This window comes from Gemmobacter fulvus, assembly GCF_018798885.1.
Classification (GTDB): Bacteria; Pseudomonadota; Alphaproteobacteria; order Rhodobacterales; family Rhodobacteraceae; genus Gemmobacter; species Gemmobacter fulvus.
The window spans coordinates 48982-74138 of record NZ_CP076366.1; the positions used below are offsets into that span (position 1 = coordinate 48982).

Annotated in this window: 21 protein-coding genes; 11 read left to right on the top strand and 10 right to left on the bottom strand. The window is 63.9% G+C overall.

Annotated features, from left to right (window positions below):
* The first annotated feature begins 264 nt into the window (after positions 1-264).
* The 3 genes from KM031_RS22000 (at position 265) to KM031_RS22010 (ending at position 2060) form a co-directional block, all read left to right on the top strand.
* Positions 265-1272, top strand: coding sequence for a replication initiator protein A (locus KM031_RS22000; protein WP_215507052.1), 1008 nt, complete (start codon positions 265-267; stop codon positions 1270-1272).
* A 105-nt stretch (positions 1273-1377) separates the two neighbouring features.
* A complete protein-coding gene (locus KM031_RS22005; RefSeq protein WP_215507054.1) occupies positions 1378-1683 on the top strand; it encodes a hypothetical protein in 306 nt (101 codons plus the stop codon).
* Positions 1680-2060, top strand: a complete 381-nt coding sequence (locus KM031_RS22010; RefSeq protein WP_215507056.1) for a DUF4376 domain-containing protein — start codon at positions 1680-1682, stop codon at positions 2058-2060. Before KM031_RS22005 ends, KM031_RS22010 begins: the two co-directional genes overlap by 4 nt.
* Here the strand turns inward: KM031_RS22010 and rfbA are convergent, their stop codons facing one another.
* The 5 genes from rfbA to KM031_RS22035 form a co-directional block, all read right to left on the bottom strand.
* Positions 2061-2945: a glucose-1-phosphate thymidylyltransferase RfbA gene (rfbA, locus tag KM031_RS22015; RefSeq protein ID WP_215507058.1), complete on the bottom strand. Its 885-nt coding sequence runs from the start codon at positions 2943-2945 to the stop codon at positions 2061-2063.
* A 1-nt stretch (position 2946) separates the two neighbouring features.
* On the bottom strand, positions 2947-3795 hold the full coding sequence (gene rfbD / locus KM031_RS22020) for a dTDP-4-dehydrorhamnose reductase (protein ID WP_215507060.1): 849 nt from the start codon (positions 3793-3795) through the stop codon (positions 2947-2949).
* Positions 3792-4832: a dTDP-glucose 4,6-dehydratase gene (gene rfbB, locus KM031_RS22025; protein WP_215507063.1), complete on the bottom strand. Its 1041-nt coding sequence runs from the start codon at positions 4830-4832 to the stop codon at positions 3792-3794. The genes rfbD and rfbB overlap by 4 nt, the downstream gene beginning before the upstream one ends.
* A complete protein-coding gene (gene rfbC, locus KM031_RS22030) occupies positions 4829-5395 on the bottom strand; it encodes a dTDP-4-dehydrorhamnose 3,5-epimerase (protein ID WP_215507065.1) in 567 nt (188 codons plus the stop codon). The genes rfbB and rfbC overlap by 4 nt, the downstream gene beginning before the upstream one ends.
* 139 nt (positions 5396-5534) lie before the next feature.
* On the bottom strand, positions 5535-6401 hold the full coding sequence (locus KM031_RS22035) for an ABC transporter permease (RefSeq protein WP_215507066.1): 867 nt from the start codon (positions 6399-6401) through the stop codon (positions 5535-5537).
* Positions 6402-6583: 182 nt separating this feature from the next.
* Between KM031_RS22035 and KM031_RS22040 the strand changes: the two genes are divergently transcribed.
* Both KM031_RS22040 and KM031_RS22045 read left to right on the top strand, forming a co-directional pair.
* Positions 6584-8035, top strand: coding sequence for a KpsE/RkpR family capsule polysaccharide export protein (locus tag KM031_RS22040; RefSeq protein WP_246567299.1), 1452 nt, complete (start codon positions 6584-6586; stop codon positions 8033-8035).
* Positions 8036-8051: 16 nt separating this feature from the next.
* The gene (locus KM031_RS22045) at positions 8052-8711 is read left to right on the top strand and encodes an ABC transporter ATP-binding protein (RefSeq protein WP_215507068.1); all 660 of its coding nucleotides are present in this window, start codon (positions 8052-8054) and stop codon (positions 8709-8711) included.
* Between the two features lie 105 nt (positions 8712-8816).
* On the opposite strand, the gene KM031_RS22050 is transcribed toward KM031_RS22045, so the two are convergent.
* Both KM031_RS22050 and KM031_RS22055 read right to left on the bottom strand, forming a co-directional pair.
* On the bottom strand, positions 8817-12719 hold the full coding sequence (locus tag KM031_RS22050; protein ID WP_215507070.1) for a S8 family serine peptidase: 3903 nt from the start codon (positions 12717-12719) through the stop codon (positions 8817-8819).
* Positions 12720-12872: 153 nt separating this feature from the next.
* Positions 12873-13295 carry a hypothetical protein gene (locus KM031_RS22055; RefSeq protein WP_215507072.1) on the bottom strand — a complete coding sequence of 141 codons (423 nt, stop codon included), beginning with the start codon at positions 13293-13295 and terminating at the stop codon, positions 12873-12875.
* Between the two features lie 578 nt (positions 13296-13873).
* On the opposite strand from KM031_RS22055, the gene KM031_RS22060 reads away from it, so the two are divergent.
* From KM031_RS22060 to KM031_RS22075, 4 genes are all read left to right on the top strand, one after another.
* Complete coding sequence (locus tag KM031_RS22060) at positions 13874-14836, top strand: hypothetical protein (RefSeq protein WP_215507074.1); 963 nt, start codon at positions 13874-13876, stop codon at positions 14834-14836.
* Entirely contained in the window at positions 14833-15873 is a 1041-nt protein-coding gene (locus tag KM031_RS22065) for a GSCFA domain-containing protein (protein WP_215507076.1), read from the top strand. Before KM031_RS22060 ends, KM031_RS22065 begins: the two co-directional genes overlap by 4 nt.
* A 133-nt stretch (positions 15874-16006) precedes the next feature.
* Positions 16007-16993 (top strand): UDP-glucose 4-epimerase GalE, encoded by a 987-nt coding sequence (gene galE, locus KM031_RS22070; RefSeq protein WP_215507078.1) that lies wholly within the window; start codon positions 16007-16009, stop codon positions 16991-16993.
* Positions 16994-17286: 293 nt separating this feature from the next.
* Positions 17287-20172, top strand: a complete 2886-nt coding sequence (locus KM031_RS22075; protein ID WP_215507080.1) for a hybrid sensor histidine kinase/response regulator — start codon at positions 17287-17289, stop codon at positions 20170-20172.
* A 341-nt stretch (positions 20173-20513) separates the two neighbouring features.
* On the opposite strand, the gene KM031_RS22080 is transcribed toward KM031_RS22075, so the two are convergent.
* A complete protein-coding gene (locus KM031_RS22080) occupies positions 20514-21611 on the bottom strand; it encodes a tyrosine-type recombinase/integrase (protein WP_371879026.1) in 1098 nt (365 codons plus the stop codon).
* 126 nt (positions 21612-21737) lie between these two features.
* On the opposite strand from KM031_RS22080, the gene KM031_RS22085 reads away from it, so the two are divergent.
* Both KM031_RS22085 and scpB read left to right on the top strand, forming a co-directional pair.
* On the top strand, positions 21738-22628 hold the full coding sequence (locus KM031_RS22085; RefSeq protein ID WP_215507973.1) for a DUF1403 family protein: 891 nt from the start codon (positions 21738-21740) through the stop codon (positions 22626-22628).
* Between the two features lie 2 nt (positions 22629-22630).
* A complete protein-coding gene (gene scpB / locus KM031_RS22090; RefSeq protein ID WP_215507975.1) occupies positions 22631-23239 on the top strand; it encodes an SMC-Scp complex subunit ScpB in 609 nt (202 codons plus the stop codon).
* Here scpB and KM031_RS22095 read toward each other — a convergent pair.
* Positions 23236-24279 (bottom strand): TniQ family protein, encoded by a 1044-nt coding sequence (locus KM031_RS22095; RefSeq protein ID WP_215507977.1) that lies wholly within the window; start codon positions 24277-24279, stop codon positions 23236-23238. The genes scpB and KM031_RS22095 overlap by 4 nt on opposite strands.
* Positions 24276-25157: a TniB family NTP-binding protein gene (locus KM031_RS22100; RefSeq protein ID WP_215507979.1), complete on the bottom strand. Its 882-nt coding sequence runs from the start codon at positions 25155-25157 to the stop codon at positions 24276-24278. Before KM031_RS22100 ends, KM031_RS22095 begins: the two co-directional genes overlap by 4 nt.

Genomic DNA, 25157 nt, shown 5'->3' on the forward strand with positions numbered 1-25157 from the left:
TTACAGAGACAGAAGCCTTTCTGTAATGATCTGATATAAAACAAGAAAATACCCAAGTCTTGGGGCGTTGCGACTCTGAAACCACGCTGAGGCGACTCTGATCCCCCGAGCAGGTGACTCTGATCCGACAAAGCCGATGCTGGACGCGGACTGTGGATAACTCTAGGGTGGGTGTCACTGAAACCCCGATAGAAAACGGGGGCAGCGAAGGCCGAGGCAGGCAATATGGCAGGACAATTGACAGCCGGGGGGCGTGGCCCCCTCATGGCGCGTAGGCCGGTTGAACCGCCTGCGATCTGCGATCTGTTCATCTGCGATGTCTTTGCGGCCAGCCCCAAGGATGATCTGGGCACGATGGAACATCCGATCTTTTCGCTGTCCACTAAACCCGACCGCCGCATCCTGAGTTACGAACATAACGGCGTCAGCATCGAGGTCACGCCTTCGGTGCGTGGTCGTGCGACGATCCATGACAAGGACATCCTGATCTTCTGCATCAGCCAGCTGATGGCGGCGCTGAATGCCGGGCGCGAGATCGGCCGCACGCTCCAGCTCAAGGCGCATGACCTGCTGATCGCCACCCAGCGCGATACCGGCGGCGACAGTTACCTGCGGCTGCGCGAGGCGTTCGAGCGGCTGGCGGGCACCCGCATCACCACCAATCTGGCCACCAATGGCGTCGAGGTCACCTCGGGGTTCGGGCTGATCGAAAGCTGGGAGATCCTGCGCCGCACCCGGGGCGGTCGGATGATCTCGGTCACGGTCACGCTGTCGGACTGGTTGTTTCGCGCCGTGCTGGGCCGGTCGGTGCTGACGCTGAGCCGCGATTATTTCGGGCTGCGCAAACCGCTGGAGCGGCGGGTCTATGAGCTGGCGCGCAAACATTGCGGCCGTCAGCCGGAATGGCGGGTCAGCCTTGCGGTGCTGCACAAGAAATCGGGTTCCACCGCGCCGGTGCGGGTGTTCCGCGCCGCGATCCGCAAGATGATCGAGGAGGCGCAGCTGCCCGATTACACGCTGAGCGAAGAGCCGGGCGATGTGATCCGGGTCAGCCGCCAGGGCCTGATCGAGGATGACAGCGCAAGCGGCCTGCTGCCGCCGTTCGACCCCGATGTGCTGGACGCTGCGCGCGCGCTGGTGCCAGGGGCCGATGTCTATGCGCTGGAGGCGGAGTGGCGGGCGTTCTGGGTGGCCTCGGGCCGGCCACGGCTGACCGCACCCGATCGGGCGTTTCTGGGCTGGCTGCGCGGGCGCGGCGCGCTGGGGGCGTAACCCGGATCTTAAGGCCGCGCGCGCCGGGTTCAGGCGGTTTTCATGCCGGTTCGGAACAGTGCCGGGCAGGGGCCGCAGCCGCGCGCCCCTACCCGAGGAGGCCTCATGCAGATCCGACTGACCCCGATGCGCAGCGATGCGCGCCTGACCCTGCATCGTGCGGGCGATGTGTTGACCGTCAATGATGTGGTGCTGGATTTTTCCGCGATCCCCGAAGGGGCGGTGCTGCCGCGTGCGGCGGTGGCCTGCGATGCGCTGGCCTCGGATGTCTGCCGCGCGGCGGGTAGGCTGCATCTGACGCTGATCCTGCCGCATGGCGCGGATGCGCCGCAGGCCTGCCTGCACCCGGCCCCGCTGCTGTTGCTGGCCGATGGGCCGGTGCCGCTGCCGGGCGTGGAGGCTGGGGCATGAGCGCGGTGGATCTGAGCCAGCTTGTGCTGCCCGCCGCCCGCGCCGAACAGGCCCGCGCGGCGCTGCGGGCCGCGGTGACGGCCCGGCGCGACCGGGCAATTGCTGCGGGGCTGGTGCAGGAGGGGCTGGCCATCGCCACGGACGATCTGTCGCAAAGCCGCATTCTGGGCGCCGCCCTGTCGGCGGTGATCGACCCGGATCTGGTGCTGGGCTGGAAGACCGCCGATGGCCGCATGGTGCCGCTGACCGCGCCGCAGATCCTCGCGCTGGCCAAGGCGGTGCGCGCCCATGTGCAGGCCTGTTTTGACCGCGAGGCGGCAATCCTCGCCGATCTGGCGGTAGGCGGCACCCCGGATCTTGCGGCAGGCTGGCCCTGATCAGCGCCGTGCGGGATCGAGCAGCGACAGCAGATAGCTGCCATAGGCATTCTTGGCAAAACCTGCCGCCCGCGCCCGCAGCTGATCGGCACTGATCCAGCCCTTGGCAAAGGCGATCTCTTCCGGGCTGCCCACCTGCTGCCCCTGCCGCTCGGTCAGGGTGCGCACGAAGTTTCCGGCATCCAGCAGGCTGGCATGGGTGCCGGTATCCAGCCAGGCATAGCCCCGGCCCATCTGCTCGACCGACAGCAGCCCGTCGGCCAGATACATCTCCAGAAGCGAGGTGATCTCCAGCTCACCCCGCTCTGACGGGGTGACGGCGCGCGCGCGTTCCGGCGCGCTGCCATCAAGGAAATAGAGCCCGGTCACCGCATAGGGCGAGGGCGGGCGGGCCGGCTTTTCGATGATGGCGCTGACATTACCCTCCGCATCGAAGGCCACCACGCCATAGCGTTCGGGATCGGCCACCCGATACCCGAACACGGTGCCGCCACTGGTTTTCGCATCCGCCCGCGCCAGTTGCTCCGGCAGGCCATGGCCGAAAAAGATATTGTCGCCCAACACCATGGCCGAGGGCGCCCCATCGAGGAACGCTTCTGCCAGCAGATAGGCCTGCGCCAGACCGTCGGGTGTGGGCTGCACGATATAGTGCAGCTGCACCCCCCATTGGCTGCCATCGCCCAGACTGCGCTGAAACTGATCCTGATCCTGCGGCGTGGTGATGATGGCAATCTCGCGGATGCCGGTCAGCATCAGCACGGACAGCGGATAATAGATCATCGGCTTGTCATAGATCGGCAGCAGCTGTTTGGAGATGCCGATGGTGATCGGATAAAGCCGCGTGCCAGAGCCGCCGGCGAGGATGATGCCCTTGCGTGCCGTCATGTCAGATCCCTTTCAATGCAGCCAGAACCCGGGCCAGCCCCTGCCGCCAATCGGGGGCGGTCAGGCCGAAATCCGTCTCTGTGCTGGCCATATCCAGCCGTGAATTCAGCGGGCGGCGCGCCGGGGTCGGATAGGCCTCCGAGGCGATATCCTCGACCGTCACCGAAAGCCCGGCCTGCCGGAATGTTTCGCGCGCGAAACAGGCCCAGCTGGTCGCCGGTGCCCCGGCATAATGATAGGTGCCGCCCGCCGCGCCTGCGCGCAGCGCTTCGGTGATCCGGAGCAGGGCAGCGGCGATCTCTGTGGCCGGGGTCGGCCCGCCGGTCTGATCGGCCACCACGCGCAGATGCGACCGTTCGGCCCCGAGCCGCAGCATGGTCTTCACGAAATTCGTGCCATGGGCCGAAAACACCCAGGAGGTGCGCAGGATCACATGCTGCCCGCCCGCCGCCCGCACCGCCGCCTCGCCCGCCGCCTTGCTGCGACCGTAAACCCCCAGCGGGGCCACCGGATCGCCGGGCCGCCAGGGCGTGCTGCCCGATCCGTCAAAGACATAATCGGTGGAGATATGCACAAAGGGGATGCCCAGATCGGCGCAGGCCCGGGCCAGTGCGCCGGGGGTCTGGCCATTCACCAGCCCGGCGATGTCGGGCTCGCTTTCGGCGCGGTCCACCGCCGTATAGGCGGCGGCATTGATCACCGCGCGGGCACCGCTGGCCCGCAGGGCGGCGACACAGGCGGCGGGGTCGGTCAGATCGGCGCGGTCGCGGCCCAGAAAAGCGGCCTCGGGCGCCAGGGCGGCCAGTTCCCGCGCCACCTGTCCGCTTTGGCCGAATACCAGAAGGCTCATGCCCGCGTTCCCAGCCTGTCGCCCACCCCGGCGCGCGCCTGCAGGGGCTGCCACCAGTCGGCATTGTCGAGATACCATTGCACCGTGCGGTTCAGCCCCTCTTCCACGCTGACCGAGGCGCGCCAGCCCAGCTCGTCGCGGATGCGGCGGGCGTCGATGGCATAACGGGCGTCATGGCCGGGCCGGTCGGTCACAAAGCGGATCTGATCGGCATAGGGCGTGGCCTTGGGGCGTTTGGCATCGAGGATCGCGCAGATGCTGCGCACGAGGTCGATGTTGCGCCGTTCATTGCCGCCGCCGATATTGTAGCTGCGCCCCACCGCGCCGCGCGTCAGCACCAGAAGCAGCGCCTCGGCATGATCCTCGACATAGAGCCAGTCGCGCACATTCTCGCCCGCGCCGTAGACCGGGATCGGCTTGCCCGCCAGCGCATTCAGGATCACCACCGGGATCAGCTTTTCGGGAAAGTGATAGGGGCCGTAATTGTTGGAACAATTGGTCAGCACCACCGGCAGGCCATAGGTCTCGCCCCAGGCGCGCACCAGATGGTCGGAGGCAGCTTTCGAGGCGGAATAGGGACTGCGCGGATCATAGGGCGTGTCTTCGGTGAACAGTCCGCTGGCCCCCAGACTGCCGAACACCTCGTCGGTGGAAATGTGGTGAAAGCGGAAGTCGGCGGGTTTGCCCTGCGCGCTCCACCAGGCCCGGGCCGCCTCCAGCAGGTTGAAGGTGCCGGCGACATTGGTGTCGATGAAGGCCGCAGGCCCGTCGATCGACCGGTCGACATGGCTTTCGGCGGCCAGATGCATCACCGCATCGGGGGCGTGTTGCGCAAAGATCCGGTCCAGGCTGGCGCGGTCGCGGATATCGGCCTGTTCAAACGCATAAAGGGCATTGTCAGAGACGCTTTTCACATTCTCCAGACAGGCGGCATAGGTCAGGCAATCCAGATTGACCACCGCATGGCCGCGCGCCACCGCCAGCCGCACCACCGCCGAGCCGATGAAACCCGCACCACCCGTCACCAGAATCTTCATGCGGCCTCCCAGGTGAAAGGGGTCTCGAAGGCGGCCAGCAGCGGCGCCCTAGCATCCTTGTCGGACAGGATCGCGTGGCCGGGTTCCAGCCCCCAATCAATGCCGATCTGCGGGTCATCCCAGCGCAGCGCGCCATCGCAATCGGGCGCGTAGTAATCGGTGCATTTATAGACGATTTCGGTGTCATCCACCCGCGTCACGAACCCATGCAGGAAGCCGGCGGGGATCAGCAATTGCCGTCCGTTTTCGGCCGACAGTTCCACCCCCACCCACTGCCCGAAGCTGGGCGAGCCGCGGCGGATATCCACTGCCACATCCCACAGCACGCCGCGCCCGCAGCGCACCAGCTTGGCCTGCGCATGTGGCGGCGACTGGAAATGCAGCCCGCGCACCGTGCCGGCCCGGGCCGAAACCGAATGATTGTCCTGCACGAAATCAAGGTCGATCCCGGCCTCGGCCAGCCGTTTGCGGCTCCAGCTTTCGCTGAAGAAGCCGCGCGCATCGCCAAACCGCGCCGGGGTCAGGATCACCACCCCCGGCAAGGCTGTCTGTTCGATCTGCATCCGCCCCCCCGTGTTGACAGGCCCGTGTTGACAGGCCTGCTGTGTCTGCCCCGTTCCCGCCTGTCTGCCGGAGCGAGGCGGCAGCGATATGACGCTGCCATGGCCAGAGCGGGGCAAACCCGCCTGCCTGTCCCCGGCCTCAGCCGTCGTTCAGAATGGTGCGGTGATACCGGCTCAGAAACACCAGCCCCGCCGCGATACAGGTCAGCGCGATCAGGAAGACATAGACTGGGCTGACATAATCGGCGCTGTACATCGGATAGAAGCCGCGCCGCATCTCGCCGGTGACATGCAGCAGCGGGTTGTACCACAGGATGTCCTGCAGGACGCGGGGCATATCCTCATAGAGGATCAGCACGCCCGAGGCGAGAAACAGCGGTCGTGTGGCGATGGACCAGATCATCTCCCAGGTGGGAAACAGCCCGTTCAGCACGCAGTTCAGGCAGCCCACGCCCAGTCCCAGCGCCGCCGCCATCAGCGCCGCCATCAGGATCGGCCCGATCTGCAACACCGCCCCGGTATCGGTCAGGCTGATGATCGCGGTCAGCAGGATATAACTGACCATCATGCCGGTGAGGGTATTGAGCAGAAACCGCGCAATCACCGCATCGAGCCAGGTCACCGCCGGATACATCAGCAGCGGCCGCGAATAATTGAGACTGCGCGCCACCACATTCATCACACTTTGATAGAGTGTGAAGGGCAGGTGCCCGGTGGCATAGAACAGCAGGAAGCTGGTGCCGAGTGCGGGGTGGCGCATCAGCAGCGAAAAGGCCAGCGCCATCAGCGCCACCGCGCCCAGAGGCTCCAGCAGCGCCCAGAGATAACCGCCCGGCGAGCGGCCATAGCGCGTCGACATTTCCCGCAGGATCAAGGCGATGATGGTGCGACCGGTGGCAAAGGGCCGGGTCTGCACGCGCTTGGGTGCGGCCCCGACCGGCGGTGGCACGGCAGGCGCTTCGGCAGCCGTGCCAAAGGCGGGGGGCAGCAGGGCCTCGGGGGGCATTGTATCCTGGGCTGACATTGGGGCCATATCACCGCACTGGCGTTTCCGGCTGCTATTATGTAGAAGGAAAGGGCAGAGATCAAACCGGTTCATGCCGAGGCAAGGCTTTGAAGGAAAATGAGAACCTCACGCCGGATGCCGAGGCCGGCCCTGATGCTGTGGCACAGGGCGGAGCTGGCGACATGCCGCAAGAGCCCCGTCCGCGCGCCCTGGCTGCCGCAGGCCCCCGGGCTGCGCTGAAAACCGCCGCCCGCCATCCGGGCGAAAGCGGCGAGGCCAGCGGCCTGCGCCGTCTGGCCGGTGCAGGCAAACGCGGCCCCGGCAAACCCGCAGGTCCGCGCGCCCGCGCCGCACAGGCGGCCCGCGAGGCCGCTGCTTTGGAAGAGGCGCTGGCCGATCCGAAAACAGCCCCGCCCGCCGACCCCGAACCCGAGGAAGAGACCGGCAGCAAGCGACGCAAGCGGGCCGAACGCGCGCCGCCCCCCGTGGTGGAGATCCGCCCGCTGGCCGTGACCGCCGAGATGCATCCGCGCCATCACGGGCTGATGATCAGTTTCGCGCTCATGGTGCTGGTGCCGGTGATCCTGGCGATGGTTTACCTCTGGACGGTCAGCGCCGATCAATATGCCTCGACCGTGGGCTTTACCGTGCGGCGCGAAGAGGGTGGCTCTGCTTCGGCGGAATTGCTGGGCGGGCTTGCGCAATTCGCGGGCAGCACCGGCTCGTCCGAGACGGATATCCTCTATGAATTCATCCAGAGCCAGGAAATCGTCGCCTCGATCGACGAACGCATCGGCCTGACCGATCTTTATGCCGAACACTGGCCGGGCGATCCGCTGTTCTCGCTCTGGCCGGATGCCTCGATCGAGGATCTGCAATGGTACTGGAAACGCATGGTGCGCATTTCCTATGACCAAAGCTCGCATCTGATCGAATTGCGCGTGCTGGCCTTCGAGGCCGAGGATGCGCAGCGCATCGCGGGCGAGATCGTGGCCTCCAGCCAGCGCATGATCAACGATCTGAACACCCAGGCGCGCGAAGACGTGATGCGTTATGCCAATGAGGATCTGGATGCGGCGGTGGCCCGGCTGAAGGCCGCGCGCGAGGCGCTGAGCCGGTTCCGCACCCGCACGCAGATCGTCGATCCGGCGGCGGATATCCAGGGCCGCATGGGCGTGCTGAACAATCTGCAACAGCAGCTGGCCGAGGCGCTGATCGAATATGACATCGTGCTGGGCACCACCAATGAGGGCGACCCGCGCCGCGTGCAATCGGCCCGCCGCATTGAGGTGATCCGCGACCGCATCGCCGCCGAACGCCAGACCTTCGCCACTTCGGATGATGTCGGCATCGCCGGTGAAAACTATCCGACGCTGATCGCCGAGTTCGAAAGCCTGACGGTCGACATGCAGTTTGCCGAAGAAACCTATCGCGCCGCGCTGGCCGGGGTGGATGTGGCGCGCGCCAAGGCCTCGCGTCAGACCCTCTATCTGGCGCCCTATATCAACCCGACCTTGCCGCAGACGGCAGAATTTCCGCAGCGCTTCGTGCTGGCAGGGCTGATTGCCCTGTTCCTTGGCATGGCCTGGGCGATCATGACCCTGGTCTATTACAGCATCCGCGACCGGCGCTGAACGGGGAGGCCGCGGCGTGATCCGCTTCGAGAACCTGTCGAAAAGCTTCCGGGTGGGCGACAGCCGAAAGGTGGTGGTCGACAATCTGTCTCTGACCCTGCCTTCGGGCAAGGCGCTGGCCCTGCTGGGGCGCAACGGCGCGGGCAAATCGACGCTGCTGCAAATGGTATCGGGCACGATGCAGCCCGACCGCGGGCGTATCGTGTCGGATGGCACGATCAGTTGGCCGGTGGGCTTTGGCGGCTCGTTGCACCGCGATCTGACCGGCGCGCAGAACATCCGCTTCATCGCGCGGGTTTACGGCGTGGACACCGCCAGCCTGAGCGCTTTTGTCGAGGATTTTGCCGAACTGGGCAAACATTACCACATGCCGATCCGCAGCTATTCGTCAGGGATGCGGTCGCGTCTGGCCTTTGGCGCCTCGATGGGGATCAAGTTCGACACCTATCTGGTGGATGAGGTGACCGCGGTGGGCGATGCCACCTTCCGCCGCAAAAGCCGCGCGGTGTTCCGCGAACGCATGAAGGATTCGGGCGCGATCCTGGTCACCCATGAAATGGGCCAGGTGCGCGAATTCTGCGATGCCGGGCTGATCCTGGAAAAAGGCCAGCTCTATTATTTCGAGGATCTCGACGAGGCGATCGAGGTGCATCAGGCGCTGATGGCGGCGGGCTGACCGCCCGGCTGAAGAACCAATGCCGATGCCCCGCGACACACTGCCGCAAAACGGGCGCCGGAGACAATCCGGCGCCCGTTCAGAATCTGTGTTCGGGTGGACGGATCACACCACGAAGAAGTCGGCGTTGGTCACCCCGAGCCCGGCATTCAGCTGGGCAAAGCGGATGGCCGCCCCCGCGCCGGTGCCATCGGCATCGAAGAACAGATTGCCGGTGTCGGTTTCATAGATGATCCGGTCCAGCGCATCCGTGGCCGCCCCCGTGAGGTTGGCCGTAAAGGCCGCTGCCGCCAGAGCTCCGTTGGCCAGACCGGCGAAGAACGTGTTTTCCAGCTCGATCGTATCCGCCGCCACGTTGAAGTCGAGGATGCGGTCCACGTTGGTGGCCCCGAGGGTGGAGTTGAAGACGAAAGTATCCGCCCCATTGCCACCGGTGATCGTGTCGTTCCCGCCCTGACCATCCAGGCGGTTGTTTCCGGCATTGCCGTTGATGATCTGAGCTAGAGCATTGCCTCTGAGGTTGATGGCCGCCACGCCGGCTCCTGAGGTCGTTGCCATGTATTCGATGTTGTCATCCACGGCGAGGGCGAAGCTGGCCGAGGTCAGGACCCGGTCATACCCCTGACCAGCGTTCTCCAGAATGATCGCGGAGAAGTTGCTGATGCGGTAGATATCGTCACCGCTGCGACCTTCCAAGGTGTCGGCACCGGCACCGCCGCCATCGCTCAGCGTGTTGGCACCGTCATTTCCGGTGATCCGCTGGGCGAAACCATTGCCGGTGAGGTTCAGCGGTGTCACCCCTGCGCCCGAGGACGTGGTCAGCCATTCGATGCTGTCATCGCCCGCAAGGGTGAAGCTGACCGAGGAATGCAGGCGGTCATTGCCCTGGCCTGCTGCTTCCAGAATGATCGCCCCGGCATGGTTGACGCGGTAGATATCGTCACCGCTGCGGCCTTCCAGCGTATCTGCCCCGGCACCACCGCCATCGGTCAGCGTGTTGGCACCGTCATTGCCGGTGATCCGCTGGGCAAAACCGTTGCCGGTGAGGTTGATGGCAGCCAGACCCGCCCCCGAATTGGTGGTCAGCCATTCGATGCTGTCATCGCCGGCCAAGGTGAAGCTGACCGAGGAATGCAGGCGGTCATTGCCCTGGCCCGCCGCTTCCAGAATGATCGCCCCGGCATGGTTGACGCGGTAGATATCGTCACCGCTGCGGCCTTCCAAGGTGTCGACGCCGGCACCCCCGCCATCGCTCAGCGTGTTGGCGGCATCATTGCCGGTGATCCGCTGGGCAAAGCCGTTACCGGTGAGGTTGATGGCGGCCAGACCTGCCCCTGAGTTGGTGGTCAGCAATTCGATGCTGTCATCGCCCGCAAGGGTAAAGCTGACGGCCGAATGCACCCGGTCATACCCCTGACCTGCGGCCTCCACGAGGATCGCACCGCTGTTGTAGAGGCGGTAGGTATCATCACCCTGCAGGCCGGTCAGTGTATCATTTCCGCCGATCCCGCCATCATTCAGGTCATTGGCACCGGTATCGCCGGTGATCGAATCCGCATTGGTTGTGCCCACCACGTTTTCGACATTGAACAGGTCATAGGTGCCGTTCAGGCCGTACGAGTTTGGCATGAAACGATAGAAATTGCTGGTCAGGTTCACCTCGAAGGCTTCGGCATTGGCCGGATCGCGCATATCCAGCGTGTCTGTGTCATTGCCGCCATAGACATTGCCTGCGTAGTGGTAGCCGGTCAGCAGGAAGCGGTCATTGCCATCGCCGCCATAGAGGTCGTCCTTGTCGAGGCCGCCGTCGATCACGTCATTGCCGGTGCCGCCATAGATCGTGTCGAGGCCGCTGCCGCCGGTGATCGTGTCATTGCCGTCATTGCCCGACAGCACATTGGACACGCCGTCGCCGGTGATCGAGTCCGATCCGGTCGAGCCGACCACATTTTCCACGCTTTGCAGATCATAGGTGCCGTTGGAGCCTTCGCCGTTGGGCATGTATTCGTAAAGCTGCGCGGCCAGGTCGATCCGGTAGGGCACGGTGGTCAGGGCCGCACTCATGTCCAGCGTGTCGGTGCCGCTGCCGCCATAGGCATTGTCACCGTAATTGCCGAAGGACACGACAAAACGGTCATTGCCATCGCCGCCATAGCTGCTGTCCTTGTCCAGCCCGCCATTCAGCGTGTCATTGCCGGTGCCACCATAGAGCGTGTCCAGCCCCTGACCGCCAAACAACTCGTCTGCCCCGCGCATGCCGTGCAGCTGGTTGATCGCGCTGCTGCCATAAAGATCGTCATTGCCGTCGCCGCCGATCGCATGTTCGATATTGGTGAAGCTGACGCCCACCCCGTCGATCGAGCCTGCGACACCATCGAGACGGATCACCGAGTTCGAGGTGACAGCCGAGGCATTGACCGTATCGGTGCCGCCATTGCTGTCACTGATCGCCGTGGCATGGCCCGCGATACCGTCATAATCGGAATATTCGTTGGTGAAGACATAACGGTCATTACTCGAGGCCACGCCATAGGTGCGGATCACGATATCCGAGACCGTCAGCACATCTGTGCCGGTATCATCGACCACCCGCACTGTCCAGGTGCCCTGCGCGCGTTCGCCGCGGAAGGCCTGGCTTTCGAAGGTCCAGGTGCCGTTGTAATCGGTGCTGCCCGCCACATCGTCGATCAGCTCGCTCACCGTGCCATCGGGCGAGATCAGATAGATCTCCATATCGGCGGTGAAGGTGGTCGAGAAGGTCATCTGCACGGTCACGCGTTCGACGATGTCGTCGAAGGCGGCATTGCCGCTGAAGCTCAGCCCGGTGGCATTGCCATCCGGGATCACCGTGGCCGAATTCAGCACATCCATCGTATTGGTGAATTCGTTCGTTGTTCTCTGGGCGCTTTCCCCGGTCAGCAGCCAGCTTTCCGCCATGCGCACGGCGGCATGGGCATCGACCAGGCCATAGCCGTAATCATTGCTGAAATGCTGCCCGCCGCCGTTCCAGGTATTGGCGGCATTCCAGCCCCAGGCATAGCGTTCCGCCCCGGCCAGACCGCCGCCGATGGCAGAGCCGACATGCTGCGACGAGGCGCCGAGGATCGACTGCACATCGCGCCAGCCCAGCCCGGATTCGGCATCATACATCAGCGCCACCACCCCGGTGACCATCGGCGCCGCCGAGGAGGTGCCGTTGAAGCTGGAGGTGAAATCGGTGCTGTTATAACCCGCCGCGCCGACGCGATCGGTGGTCACCACCTGACCGGGGGTGCCGAAACCCGACACCAGCAGGGCCGCGCCATAGCTGGAATAGGACGACACAAAGCCATCCTGGTTGACGGCCGACACCACGATCTGGCGGGTGTCATTGGTCCAGTCATCGGCGTTCACGTCGTAATTGTCGCTGCGCGAGTTGCCAGCCGATTTGACGATGCTGGTGCCCAGACCGCCCCGGCCCAGCCCGACCGCATCGCGGATCGAGTTTTCGATCTCGTCAAAGCGCACGGCATTGTAACCGACGCCGAATTCGCTGTTCTCGTCATTGGCGATGCCCTGGCTGATGTTCATCACATCGCCATTGCGTTCGTCGCTGCCCGCAAAGAAGATCGCATCGCGGATGTCCTGCAGCCACTGGTCGGAAATGAACCCGTAGGTGCGGTAGCCGACGATATTGGTGTCAAAGGCCACGCCCACCGCGCCGGTGCCGTTGGAGGCCGCACCAATGATGCCCGCCACCGCCGTGCCATGCGCATCGCTGGCACCGCCGAAAGCATCGGTCACATTGGTTTCAAAGTCGAAATCCAGCCCGATATTGTAGTTCGGCGCCAGATCGGAATGGGTGTAATCAAAGCCGTCATCAATGACGAAGACCCGCGTGCCCGCGCCGGTATAGGCCGGGCCCTCCGTCGGGTTCCAGACGCTGCGGACATTGAGATCAAGCAACCCGAAGGTGGGATTGCCAAGGTGCCATTGCTGAGACAGAAGCGGATCGGTCGGAAGTGGCATGGGTCAGTCCTCCAAAAATTCAAAATCGCAACCGGGTGTCACCCCGCGCCGGGAATGCCGGCCTTGCGTCAATCAGGATCTTGCAGTGGTGCCCTGCGGGGGCGCAGGGCGGATGTTTCAGGGATGCGCGCGGGGCGGGCCGCGCGGCGGGGTTCAGTCCTCCAGCCCGAGTTCGGTTTCGACGATCAGCACCTGACCCCGGCAGCGGGTCGAGATGCCGTAAACCCCCTCCACAGCCACACGCCCGCCAATGGCGATGGCGGCGGACAGGAAGGAAACACTGTGCAGCGTGCCGTCATCGTCCCGGATCTGCGGGCAATCCACCGCGTTGCCTTCGGTTTCGCGGATGCCGCTGACCGTGATGCGGCCAGCCTTGCCGGAGATGGGTTGGGCCGTCATGTCATGCTCCTGTGCGGCGAAAGGGGGCGGGGCAGGCGGCAAAAGCGCCAGCCCCTGTGCCGCGACCGGCGCAGGGGTCAGGCCCGCCCCGAGCCAGACCAGACCCCAGATCCCAAGGCACAGGACAGTGCCGGAAGGGGCCAGACGGAGCCGGGCGCGGCGGGAACGGGCAGGCACGCAGAAAAGACATGCTCCGGAATGACCCGGAGTTCGGACGTCGAAAACTGCCGGAGGCAGATGCGTCATTCGATCCTCTAAATGCTTAATAAAAGACGAGAAAAACAGATAAAAAGCGGTCAATCGTACGGTGCGGCCTTCCGCAAAACACAGGCGGAACCGGGCCAGAGCGGGCAGCAGACGAAAAAACAGACCAGAAAACAGCGACAACGCCGCTCCGCGCATCGTCGGGGATCCGCTGATTCCTTGCAATGTGTTTTTTTCATGGTGATTGGGAGAGCGGGCGCGTGCAGTTCTCCCGGTGTTGGTGTGATTTCGGGGCCTGTCCCTTCCGGACACCCCCGGGCATGTCCTGTTGGATGGCATGGAAACAGCATGGGCTGCGGTGTGATTGCGTACCGCAAGGATATTGGGCAGATTGGCCAGAAGTTGCGGGTTTCCTCGTCATTGTGCCGAGGACGAGTGGAGAGATACGTGAGTCGCTTTCGCACCTGCATCGCAGTATCGAAAAGGGAGAGAGCGTGTTGACGCCCTCTATAACAGGCAGAATTTTTCGCGTCCGATAGCAAGGCCTTAGAATGTCACACCAGACCATGACGATAGATCAATTCATCGCAAGCCTGCGGGCAGAGGTGCTTCCCGTTGGGCGGGTAGATCTTCAGATTCCAGGATCCTCGGTGCCTTTGCCCGTCAATCTCCTGTCGACGTCACCAGGCAACAGTACCGTCTGCTATACGTTTCACGGGGCAGTGAATCAGACAGTCCGGAATCTGCCTGTGTTCTACGGCAGTCAGTTTGTGACTGCATTTCCAGGCGCCATGACCTTGATTTCCATCGCAGATCCGGGCCTGCGACTTTCACAAGACACATTGTATACTTGGTATGCAGGTGATGAGGCATGTGCAACACAGGCCGCCATTCACCAGCTTTGCGCGGGGATCTCTGAGCAGTTGCGGCCGCGCAAGACAGTTTTCATCGGGGGCTCTTCTGGCGCACATCCCGCCTTACTGCATTCGCATGCTGTACCCGGCAGCATATGTCTCTCTGTCAACCCACTGGCCTCTATTTCCGCATACCCGACAAACCTGCAGAGATATGCTGCACTCTGCTGGCCGGGACGGCCAGTGGAGGATATTGGCAAGCTGATTGCAGACGATGTTTTCGGGCGATACGCGGCAGGCTATGATAACAAGGTCATCGTGCTGCAAAATTGCATGGACCCGCATCTCAAGACGCAGATCCTTCCCCTTGCCGCAAGTCTGGCGCGGCAGCCAGATGCAATTTTCTTGTCTGAATTCTTCAAGGACTATCTTGGGCATTCTTATCCGCCCGGGCCATTGAATGCCTGGCTGGCTGCTGTGATAGGTGTCGAGGGAGGCGCTCTGCCAGAAATCGCCGAGATGGCAGTACGGCGCAGCGACGCAAAATCCGCCCTGTCCGGCAAGGCAGATATGTCCAAGACATCCACGCGGGCTGCCGACCCAGAAAAATCCCAACTCGCCGACCGTATTGCAACGGATCTTCTGAGGAGCGCAACATGACTGTACAGAACCCTTATCGCACGCAACCGCCGAAGGCGTTCTGGCGTTCTGGCGTGGCAGATGTGCATTTTGCAGATATGAGAGAGCTCAGCCATCCGTTGAGTCTCCGTTCGGATGATCGCATCGCCACGGCAGGCAGTTGTTTCGCCCAGCATATCGGCCGCGCCTTGCGGGAACGCGGAGCGAATTATCTGGATCTGGAGCCTGCTCCCGCCTATCTCAGCCCCTCGGAGGCATCCGAGAACGGGTTCGGGGTCTATTCCTGCCGTTATGGCAATCTCTATACGGTCCGGCAGTTGCTTCAACTGGCGCGTGAGGCAACTGGCCGGTTCGAGCCGGAAGAGATCGTGTGGCAGAAGGGGGACCGTTTCTTTGATGCCATGCGCCCTTCGGTGGATCCTGTCGGGCACAAAGATCCTGAAACGGTTCTTGCGCTACGCCAAGAGCATCTGAAAAAAGTGCGGCAGATGTTCGAGCAGCTGAATGTGTTCGTCTTCACATTGGGTCTGACAGAGGGGTGGACAAATGCAGACGGCAGCACGGTCTTCGCTACCTGTCCTGGGACTGTGGCCGGAGCCTTCGAACCAGAGAAATACCGGTTCAAGAATTTCAGCCATAGTGAAATTCTTTCGGATTTCAAAGCTTTTCATGAAATACTGATGGAGCTCAATCCTCATGCGCGGGTATTGTTGACCGTCTCGCCCGTTTCATTGGCAGCGACGGCGTCAGCGGAGCATGTCCTAGTGGCGAACACTTACTCCAAGGCAACTTTGAGATCAGTCGCGGGTGAACTGGTGGCAAGCTTGCCGGGTGTGGAATATTTCCCGTCTTTTGAAATCATCACAACGCATGCCAACCATGGATCCTTTTATGAGCCGGATATGCGGAGTGTAAATCTCTTCGGGGTGCATCATGTGATGGAACACTTCTTCCGGTCGCTGACCTTTGTGCCAGGAGAACTGCACAAGGTATCCGCGCCAGAAGAGCATAATGCCATTATTTGCGATGAAGAGAAACTTGCAGACTTTCAGAGCTGAACGCCCCGCCCCCAAGATTGCATTTTGGCGCAGTATAGCGTCATAGAGCGGGCGCAAAACTGTGGCAGACAGCGGAGGCACTTGATGAAAAACCTCCTAACAGTTTGATAATGTTCAGAAAGGTCTATAACAGATGACGCAGACAGTGCTGGTGACGGGCGGAGCAGGATATATCGGGGCTCATGCCTGCAAGGTGCTGAAGGCTGCGGGATTCACGCCCGTCACCTTCGACAATCTCAACACCGGCTGGCAGGACGCGGTGAAATACGGCCCCTTCTTCAAGGGCGATCTGATGAACCGCGCCGATGTGGATGCGGCCTTTGCCCAGTATCAGCCGGTGGCGGTGCTGCATTTCGCCGCCCTCAGCCTGGTGGGCGAAAGCATGACGGATCCCGGCAAATACTGGCGGGTGAATGTGATGGGCGCGCTCAACCTGATCGAGGGCGCGCTGGCGGCGGGCTGCAAGAATTTCGTCTTTTCCTCGACCTGCGCCACCTATGGCGATCAGGACGGCGTGCTGCTGGACGAAGACTCGGTGCAGCGCCCGATCAATTCCTATGGTGCCAGCAAACGCGCCATCGAGGACATGCTGGCCAATTTCGGCGCGAGCCATGGGCTCAACCATGTGATCTTCCGCTATTTCAACGTGGCAGGCTGTGATCCCGAGGGCGAGATCGGCGAACAGCATGTGCCCGAAACCCATCTCATCCCGCTGATGCTGGATGCGGTGGCGGGCAAGCGTCCGGCGCTGACGGTGTTCGGATCGGATTACCCCACCCGCGACGGCACCTGCATCCGCGATTATGTGCATGTGATGGATCTGGTGGCGGCGCATGTGCTGGGCCTGCGCTGGCTGCTGGACGGGCGCGGCAACCGGGTGTTCAACCTGGGCACCGGCACCGGCTTTTCGGTGCGCGAGGTGATCGACCATTCGCGCGCCGTCACCAACCGTGATGTGCCGATCGTGGAGGGCGCGCGCCGGGCGGGCGATGCGGTGGCGCTGGTCTCGGGATCGGCCCGCGCGATGCAGGAACTGGGCTGGGAGCCGACCCGCTCCAACCTGCGCGACATGATCGGCGATGCTTGGACCTGGGCCCAGGGCAAGGGCTACAGCGCCTGATCTGCCGCCCCGCTGCTGTGTGGCGGGGGCAGAAAAAACAGCTGCCGCCCGGGAACCGATGCCCGGGTGCGGCGTTGCGCCCTGAGGGTCGCGCCCGCTGCCTTCGGCATGGCGGTGCGGCCCTGCGGCCCGCAGGATGGCCAGACCACAGGGGAGGCCACCGGCATCATGCAGGATCAGGGAAGGGGCGAAGATCGGGGTCATCAGGTCGGCCCGTCTTTTGCCATTCCTGTTTGTTCAGGCCCGATCCCCAGTCCCCCCTTCTCCATGACCCCCTCAGCGGATGACCCGGCATGAATATCGACCTTGAGGCGGTATTTGCCGCCGCCCCTTCGCCCTTTGTGCTGCTGGACCGGGATCTGCGGATCATCTGGGTCAATGCGGCCTATCTGGAGGTGACGGGCCGCGCGCGGGCCGAAATTGTCGGGCAGATCCTGTCCGAGGCCTTTCCCGCGCCCGAGGATTCGGTATCGGACCGGATGCTGCGCGGCTCGTTCCGGCGGGTGCTGGCCAGTGGCCGCATCGACCATCTGCCGCTGATCCCCTATCCGATCCGCGATGCCGCCGGGGTGGAGGTGACGCGCTACTGGAGTGCGACCCATACCCCGATCACCGATGCCGCCGGTCAGGTGCAGTTCATCCTGCAAAACACCTATGATGTCTCGGATCTTTACCGCAACAGCGCGGGCACGGCCCCGGCGCATCAGGCGCTGCTGCTGCACCGCGCCGAGGCGGTGTCGCGCGAAAACCTCGCGCTTGGCACGCTGACCGAATTCTTTCGCGCGGTATTTGACCAGTCGCCCAGTTTCATCGCCATCACCAATGGCCCGGATCATGTGTTCCAGATCGCCAATCAGGCCTTTGTGCAGGTGATCGGGCAGCGCGAACTGGTGGGCCGCTCGGTGCGCGAGGCCCTGCCGGAGCTGGAGGGGCAAGGTTTCTTCGATCTGCTGGATCAGGCCTATCGCAGCGGCGAGGCCATCACCCTGCGCGGCGTGCCCGCCATGTTGCAGCGCGAGGCCGGGGCGGCGCCGGTGCAGATCCATGTCGATTTCACCTATCAGCCGCTGCGCAATGCCGATGGTGTCAGCATGGGCCTCATCATCGAGGGGCATGATGTCACCAGCCAGAAACAGGCCGAACAGGATCTGATCGCCTCGCGCGAACGCTTTCACAGCATGGCCCAGACCATGCCCAACCATGTCTGGACCGCCACGGCGGCGGGTGGGCTGGATTGGCTCAATGACCGGATCTACGACTACACCGGGGCGGCCGAAGGTGATCTGTACGGAGAGGACTGGGGCAAGGTGGTGCATCCCGAGGATCTGCCGCGCGTGGCCGAAAACTGGGGCGCAGCGGTGGCGCAGGGGCAGCGCTATGAGGCCGAGTTCCGCATCCGGGGGGCGGATGGCCATCACCGCTGGCATCTGGTGCGCGCCGCACCGCTGCATGATGCGGCGGGTCAGGTGGTGCGCTGGGTCGGCACCAATACCGATATCGAGGACCGCAAGCTGGCCGAGGCGGCGATTGCCGAGCTGAACGCCACGCTGGAAGACCGGGTGGCCGAACGCAACCGCGAGCTGGAGGATCTGCACGCCACGCTGCGGCAAAGCCAGAAGATGGAGGCGATCGGCAATCTGGCCGGCGGCATTGCGCATGATTTCAACAATCTGCTGCAAACCATCACCGGCAATCTGCAACTGGCGCTGCGCGAGACGCCGAAAGGCTCGGCGCTGGCCGCGCGGCTGGAACAGGCCATGGGGGCGGTGATGCGCGGCGCCACGCTGTCGTCGCAGTTGCTGTCCTTCGGGCGGCGACAGCCGCTGGCACCGCGGGTGATCAATCTGGGGCGCCTGCTGCGCGGCACCGACAGCATCATCCGCAGCGCCATCGGCGAAGGCGTGGAGGTGGAGACCATCGTGGCGGGCGGGCTGTGGACGACCCATGTCGATCCGACCAATGTGGAAAGCGCCCTGCTGAACCTGGCGATCAACGCCCGTGATGCAATGAACGGCAAGGGCAAGCTGACCATCGAGGTGGGCAATGCCTTTCTGGATGATGCCTATGCCCGCGCCAATGCCGATGTGCAGCCGGGCCAATATGTGATGATTGCCGTCAGCGACACCGGCTGCGGCATCCCGCGCGAGATCCTGGAGCGGGTGTTCGATCCGTTCTTCACCACCAAACCCGAAGGCAAGGGCACCGGGCTCGGCCTGTCGATGGTATATGGCTTTGTCAAACAATCCGGCGGCCATGTGAAGATCTACAGCGAGCCGGGCAGCGGCACCGCGATCAAGCTTTATCTGCCGCGCTCGCATGAGGCGGAAGAGGTCATCGCGCCGATGCAGGGCGATGCGCTGACCCGCGGCAACGAGACGATCCTGCTGGTGGAGGATGACGAGGCGGTGCGCGCCACGGCGGCGCAGCTTCTGGCCGATCTGGGCTATACGGTGTTGCAGGCCCGCGATGCCGACCGGGCGATGGTGGTGATCGAAAGCGGCGCGCGCATTGATCTGCTGTTCACCGATGTGGTGATGCCGGGGCAATTGACCAGCCGCGAGATGGCCGAACGCGCCCGCGCGATGAACCCCGATCTGCCGGTGCTGTTCACCTCGGGTTATACGCAGAACTCCATCGTGCATGGCGGGCGGCTTGATCCGGGGGTGCAGCTGCTGAGCAAGCCCTACACCCAAGAGGCGCTGGCGCAGAAGATCCGCGCCGTGCTGGAACGGACCCCTGCCTCTGCGCCGGTCGATGCGGCATCCGCCAACGTGGCCCCCCAATCGGAAACGGCACCGGACCCGGCCACGCTGTTTGCAGGGGTGCGGGTTCTGGTCTGCGAGGATGATCCGCTGATCCGCTATGGCATCGTGGAAGGCTTGCAGGATGCCGGGTGCCAGATCGCCGAGGCCGCCTCGGGCGCAGCGGCGCTGGCGCTTCTGGCCGCCCAGCCCTTTGATCTGCTGTTTCTGGATGTGGGCCTGCCCGATCAGCCCGGCACCTGCGTGGCGCGACAGGCCCGCAAACAGGCCCCGGATCTGCCGATCCTGTTTGCCACCGGCGATCTTGACGTGCCCGAGGCGGCAGAACTGGGCCGCTGTCAGGTGCTGAGCAAACCCTTCCATGACGCGATGATGTATCGCGCCATCGCCCAGCTGCTGCAGCGCCCCAGCCCCTGATCCCGCCGCCTGTTGCGCGGTCCTCGGGGCCGTTTCTGTTCCGCGCAGTTGCGAAGCCATAGAGTCACGATAAGGGGGACTTATCGTGAGTGATGTGCCGATCCATGGAACCTGCCAGCAAGGATCATTAGGGCAGGATCTTGCGCGTTATAGGCGTATATGCTTGTATCTCATGGGAAAATGACACCTCCGGAGACGGCCGACAGACGGGGAAAACCCCTCTCCGGCCCGCCCGGCTGTCGCGTTTGGTTCCCGATTTCAATTGAAGCGATTAGCTGAAATCTGAGCGGTCGCGTTCGAGCTTATCATTTCACTAAAGGCGCTGCGGTGGGGCAGGGGGGTCACAATCCCGCGGCCTTGGTCAGGTTCACCCGGAACCTGTCGCGGCGTCGCTGGTATCGGCGGGTCATCTCTGCGCTGGCATGACCAAGCTGCTTTTGAACGTAGCGCTCATCAACTTCCGCGCTGCTGGCAAGGCCTGCGCGCAGGGAATGGCCCGAGAACAGCCGCACGCGCTCGGCTTCAGGCAGATCAGGGCGTAGCCCGGCCTCGCGGGCGCAGGACTTGATCAGCCGGGCGACGTGCTTGTCCGACAACCGCTCGCTCGTAGCTTTCAGGCCGTTGCGTGACGTGGCGACGAAGATCGGGCCGAAGTCGATCCTTGCGTAATGCAGCCACTGCGTCAGGGCATGGACCGGGCAGGTCTGATCTGATGAGCCGCGGGCGATTTCGACCTCGCGCCAACCGGTCTTGCCGCGCAGGGTGAGGAGCACGCCGTCCTCCAAGATCTCGACCCAGCCGCCGGAGTCAGGCGTGTCATCCTTGCCGTGGTCGAGGCTGACAATTTCGGACCGACGCAGGCCACCAGCAAAGCCGATCAGCAGGATCGCCCGGTCGCGCAGGCCGCGCAAATCGTGGGGGAGGGTTGCCAGCATGTCGCGCAGGTCTTCCGGCAGAATGGCCTCTTTCTGTGCTGGTGGCCGTGCGTGCTTGCGGCGGATGCCAGCCAGGACGCTGGCAATGTGCCGATCTTTGCGGTCGAGCCGCTCTCCGCGCTGCGCATAGCCCCAGGTCAGGCCAGACAGCCGCCGTTCTATAGAGGAGGCCGAGAGGGCAGGTGCTTTGCCGCTCGGCGCTGCCAGATCGGCGATGTAGAGGCCGATCAGCTGGGACGACGAGGGGAGAGGGTCCGCGCCACGCATCCGGCACCAGCGCGCGAAGTGGGCCCAATCCTTGGTGTAGGCCTTCAGCGTGTTCTCCGACGCCGCCTGACGCGCATAGTCACGCGCCGTTTCGACCAGGCGGTCGAGCGTGCCCGAGCCAGCGACATGGGAGGGCAGGGCGATCGTGTCGCGCTCCGTATCAGCGCTGTCGTCCCGCTCATGGCGATCGGGACGTTCCGGGGGTTCTGAAGGCGATTTCTCGGGCGTTTCGGTCATACCGTCGAGCATACTCCCGGCACGTCCGATAATGCAACATTATTGGACATAATGGCGCTGACAAAGCTGCGGCGCTATTGGTGCATTTAGCTGGTAGAAAGCGCCGTCATAATGTAGGCTGCCGGCATGAGAAAACCGCGCGCCGAGCCTTTGGAAACCTTGCCGATGCTGCCCCCGCTGCCGGGCTGGATCGGTGCTGCCCCGGCAGAAACCCTTGAGGCAGCGGCCTTCCGCTCTGGGGCCGCGCTGGCGCATCTGAGCCAAGTGACCGCGGCCGGGGATGTGCCTGTGGCGCTGTGGCGGGACCGCTTGGCTTTGGTGGCGGCCGGGAACTGCGCTGAAATGGCGGGGCGCAGGGAAGGGCCGGGCGCCTTGCGCGATGCCCTGCACCTGACGGGTCCGGGCGACGACCCCGGCCCGGCGGGACGGCTTTTGCAGCAGTGGTCACGCGCGGTGGCCCGGCCTGTCTCGGTCGCGCATCTGACCAATGCGCTGCAAGGGATCGTGGCCGAGCGGATCGCGCTGTGCCTTGATGCCATGGGGCAGACCCCGGTCGACCGCGCGGCGCATGTCATTGAGGCGGTGCTGACAGATCACCCGCGGGCCGAAACTGCGGCGCTGATCCTTGCCGATGCGGTTCTGGCAAAGGGGGTGGGGGCAACGCATGTGCTGCCACTTCTGGCGCTGACGCTCAGGCCCCGCGACCTGCGCCTGCGGGGCGATGATCTGCGTCTGGCCTGTCACCGCGCCGTGGTCTCTGCCATCGGCGGGCAGGTGCTGCCACTGGCCGGGGACTTGGCCCGGGCGGCGGCCCGCCTGCGGGCGGTGGCCCCAAAGCTGCGCGCCAAGGCGGCGGGCCGGGCGGTCGATCTGTTCCTGTCGCGCGATGCGCTGGCGCCGGGGGCATTGGCCTTTATGTCGGATCGGGCCGCGCGACGGCTCTGCGACCGACTGGTTGCGCTCGGCGCCGTGCGCGAACTGACAGGGCGGGACACGTTCCGTCTGTACGGGGTCTAAGCATGGGGCGGCGCGAGGACACAGAACTTGACCGCGAATTGGCCGTTCTTCCCCCTGAGATGCGCTGGCGGGAATGGATGCGACGAATCGAGGCGGTGCTGTTTGCAAGCGCGACCCCGGTGGCGCGCGAGGATCTGGCGCGGGTCGTGGGGCAGGGGGCCTCAGTCGATCTGTTGATCGAGGATCTGGCAGTGGATCTGGAGGGCCGACCCTATGAGGTGGCACAGGTGGGCAAGGCGTGGATGCTGCGCACGCGCGCGGCCTATGCCCCAGCGATCCGCGCCGCGGCGGATGTGGACGGCCAAGCGCTGAACCTGTCAGAATACGATCTGGCCGTGCTGGCGGCGATCGCATTCCACCAGCCGGTAAGCCGCGACGGGCTGAAGGACATCTTCGGCAAAGAGATCAGCCGTGATCTGATCGGCAGGTTGGCCGAGCGTGACCTGATCGGCACCGGCCCGCGCGAACCCCGGCGCGGCGCGCCCTACACTTTTGTCACCACCGAGACCTTCCTTGCCACCTTCGGGATGGCGTCCTTGCGCGACCTGCCCGATCCCGAGCAACTCGCAGATGCCGGCCTCGCGGGCAGGTCGGAGGCTCACGACATTTAAGGAGCGGGTTGAGCTTCGGCCGCAGATCGGCGGGCTTCATGAAGCTGGGTCGCTGCCCGCAGCAGGGCGGCCAGATCAGTCGCTCTGGGGGAGGAGGCCCGCCGCAGCCCTGCAGTTTCAGCAAGCTGATCCGTGAGTTCCTTGACCAATCCGTTGTGGTTTCCAGCGGCATTGGCAAGCCGGACCCAAAGGTTCAGCGGGCCACCACCTTTGTGGCCAACTATTCCGCTCTGCCCTTCCGACAGCCGCCGGAAGAAATCGTGGCGAATCCGATGCGACAGTTGCGGGATCGTTGATGTCGTCGTACCGACGGGCACCGGGCATATTGCAATCCTCTCTGGCAGGGTTTTCCGTTTGCCCCGGCCCACGCCAAGTGCGAGCCCTGCTGTGTCAAGACGAAGCAGATCGTCGATCAGCCGCTCGAGACGCCGGGCGCCTGGGTTTGCCGGGTCCGTCGGTTTGGCGAGAGGAGCGTCGCAGAAGGCGCAGTATTGCTGTGAAACAAGGCGATCCTGTCTGAACGGCGCAAGGCCCTGACCGCAAGACGGGCAGCGGTCGCGCAATCGGCAGCCATGGCGAAAGCAGGACACGCGGGTTGCCAGAGTCCAACTCTGCCGGAAATAGGGCGCCTCGTCTTCCCGCAGGCAGGTGGGACAGAACTGCAGCCAACAGGACTGCGCCGTCGATGTCCCTGCATCTTGCGGCCGGCTCCGCAGCTGCAAGCGCACGCTCGACAAGGGACTGTGGGCCAGACAAAGTCCGTCAATATCTTCGGGGCAGATCGACGTATGGTCGAGCAGGATGCGGCGAACTGCCTCCGGAAGATGCCGGTCAAGTTGTGCCGACCATGTCTCGCCGGCCACTCCGAGCACCGCTCCAAAATAGCGCGGCGGCACACCATTGGCATGTGCAAGCCGATGCAGCCAGCTTGACAAAAGCTCGCCAGGAGCCGGCCTGATGTCCACCGGCCAGCGATGTCCCGCCGCCACTCTATAGCGGCGGGCCGGGGAGACGATGATCCTCGGCGCATTGCTGGTCATGTCATTGAATGGCGCAAGGCCGAGTTCCGTCGCCGTGACAGCGGCACATAGCCGAGGGCCATGACGGTGCTGGACGTGATCCGTTCCTCACCGCTCTCAATAGCTGCAACCGCCGCCCGGGTGACGATGTCGACCACCTCGCCAATCAGCCCTTCCGACAGATCATGGATCATTCTGGCAAGGGGCAACCGCGAGAGGTTAGAGGCTTGGGCAAGCGGAATGCTCGCCTCGAGACTGTCGAGAAGGGCTGCAAAATCCTCGTCGAAACCCCACCGCGGCACTGGGACCGTATCAAATCGTGATCCCATTTCATCGGTGTCGTGCAGCGCATCGTAGACGGCGATTTCGCCGACAAGCACGGGCGAGATGTCATGCACCCGTGCGATCCGCCGCAGGAACGAGAAGATTGCCTTCACATCCTGCCTGCGCCCACGCAGCGCACTATAGAACTCGTCGAAGATGAGCAGGCGCGGCTTCAGGCTGTCGAGAAGATGATCGACCTGTTCGCTGGCGCGGGACAGGCTGCGCCAGCCGGCAGCCTGCGGGGCGCGCAGTCCGGACAGAATGCTGGCGTAGAAATGCGACAGGCCTGCCCCCTCCCGGGTCTGGATCACCCAGACCCTTTGCCGGTCGGCACGGCGCAGATGTTCGACGGCGAAGCGTTCGGCGATCATGGTCTTGCCGTTGTGATAGGGACCAGCAATCAACAAGCCGCGTGGGCGGAGTGATGGCGGACGTTCCAGCAGCTGCCGCAACGCATCATGTGCCGCAGAGGCACCGGGATGGCCTATCCAGCGTGGCGCCCGAATATGAGCAATGCGGGTGGCAGCATCCGCATCGAGCAACGCTGAGGTTGATGGTAGGAGATGGTCGGCCAT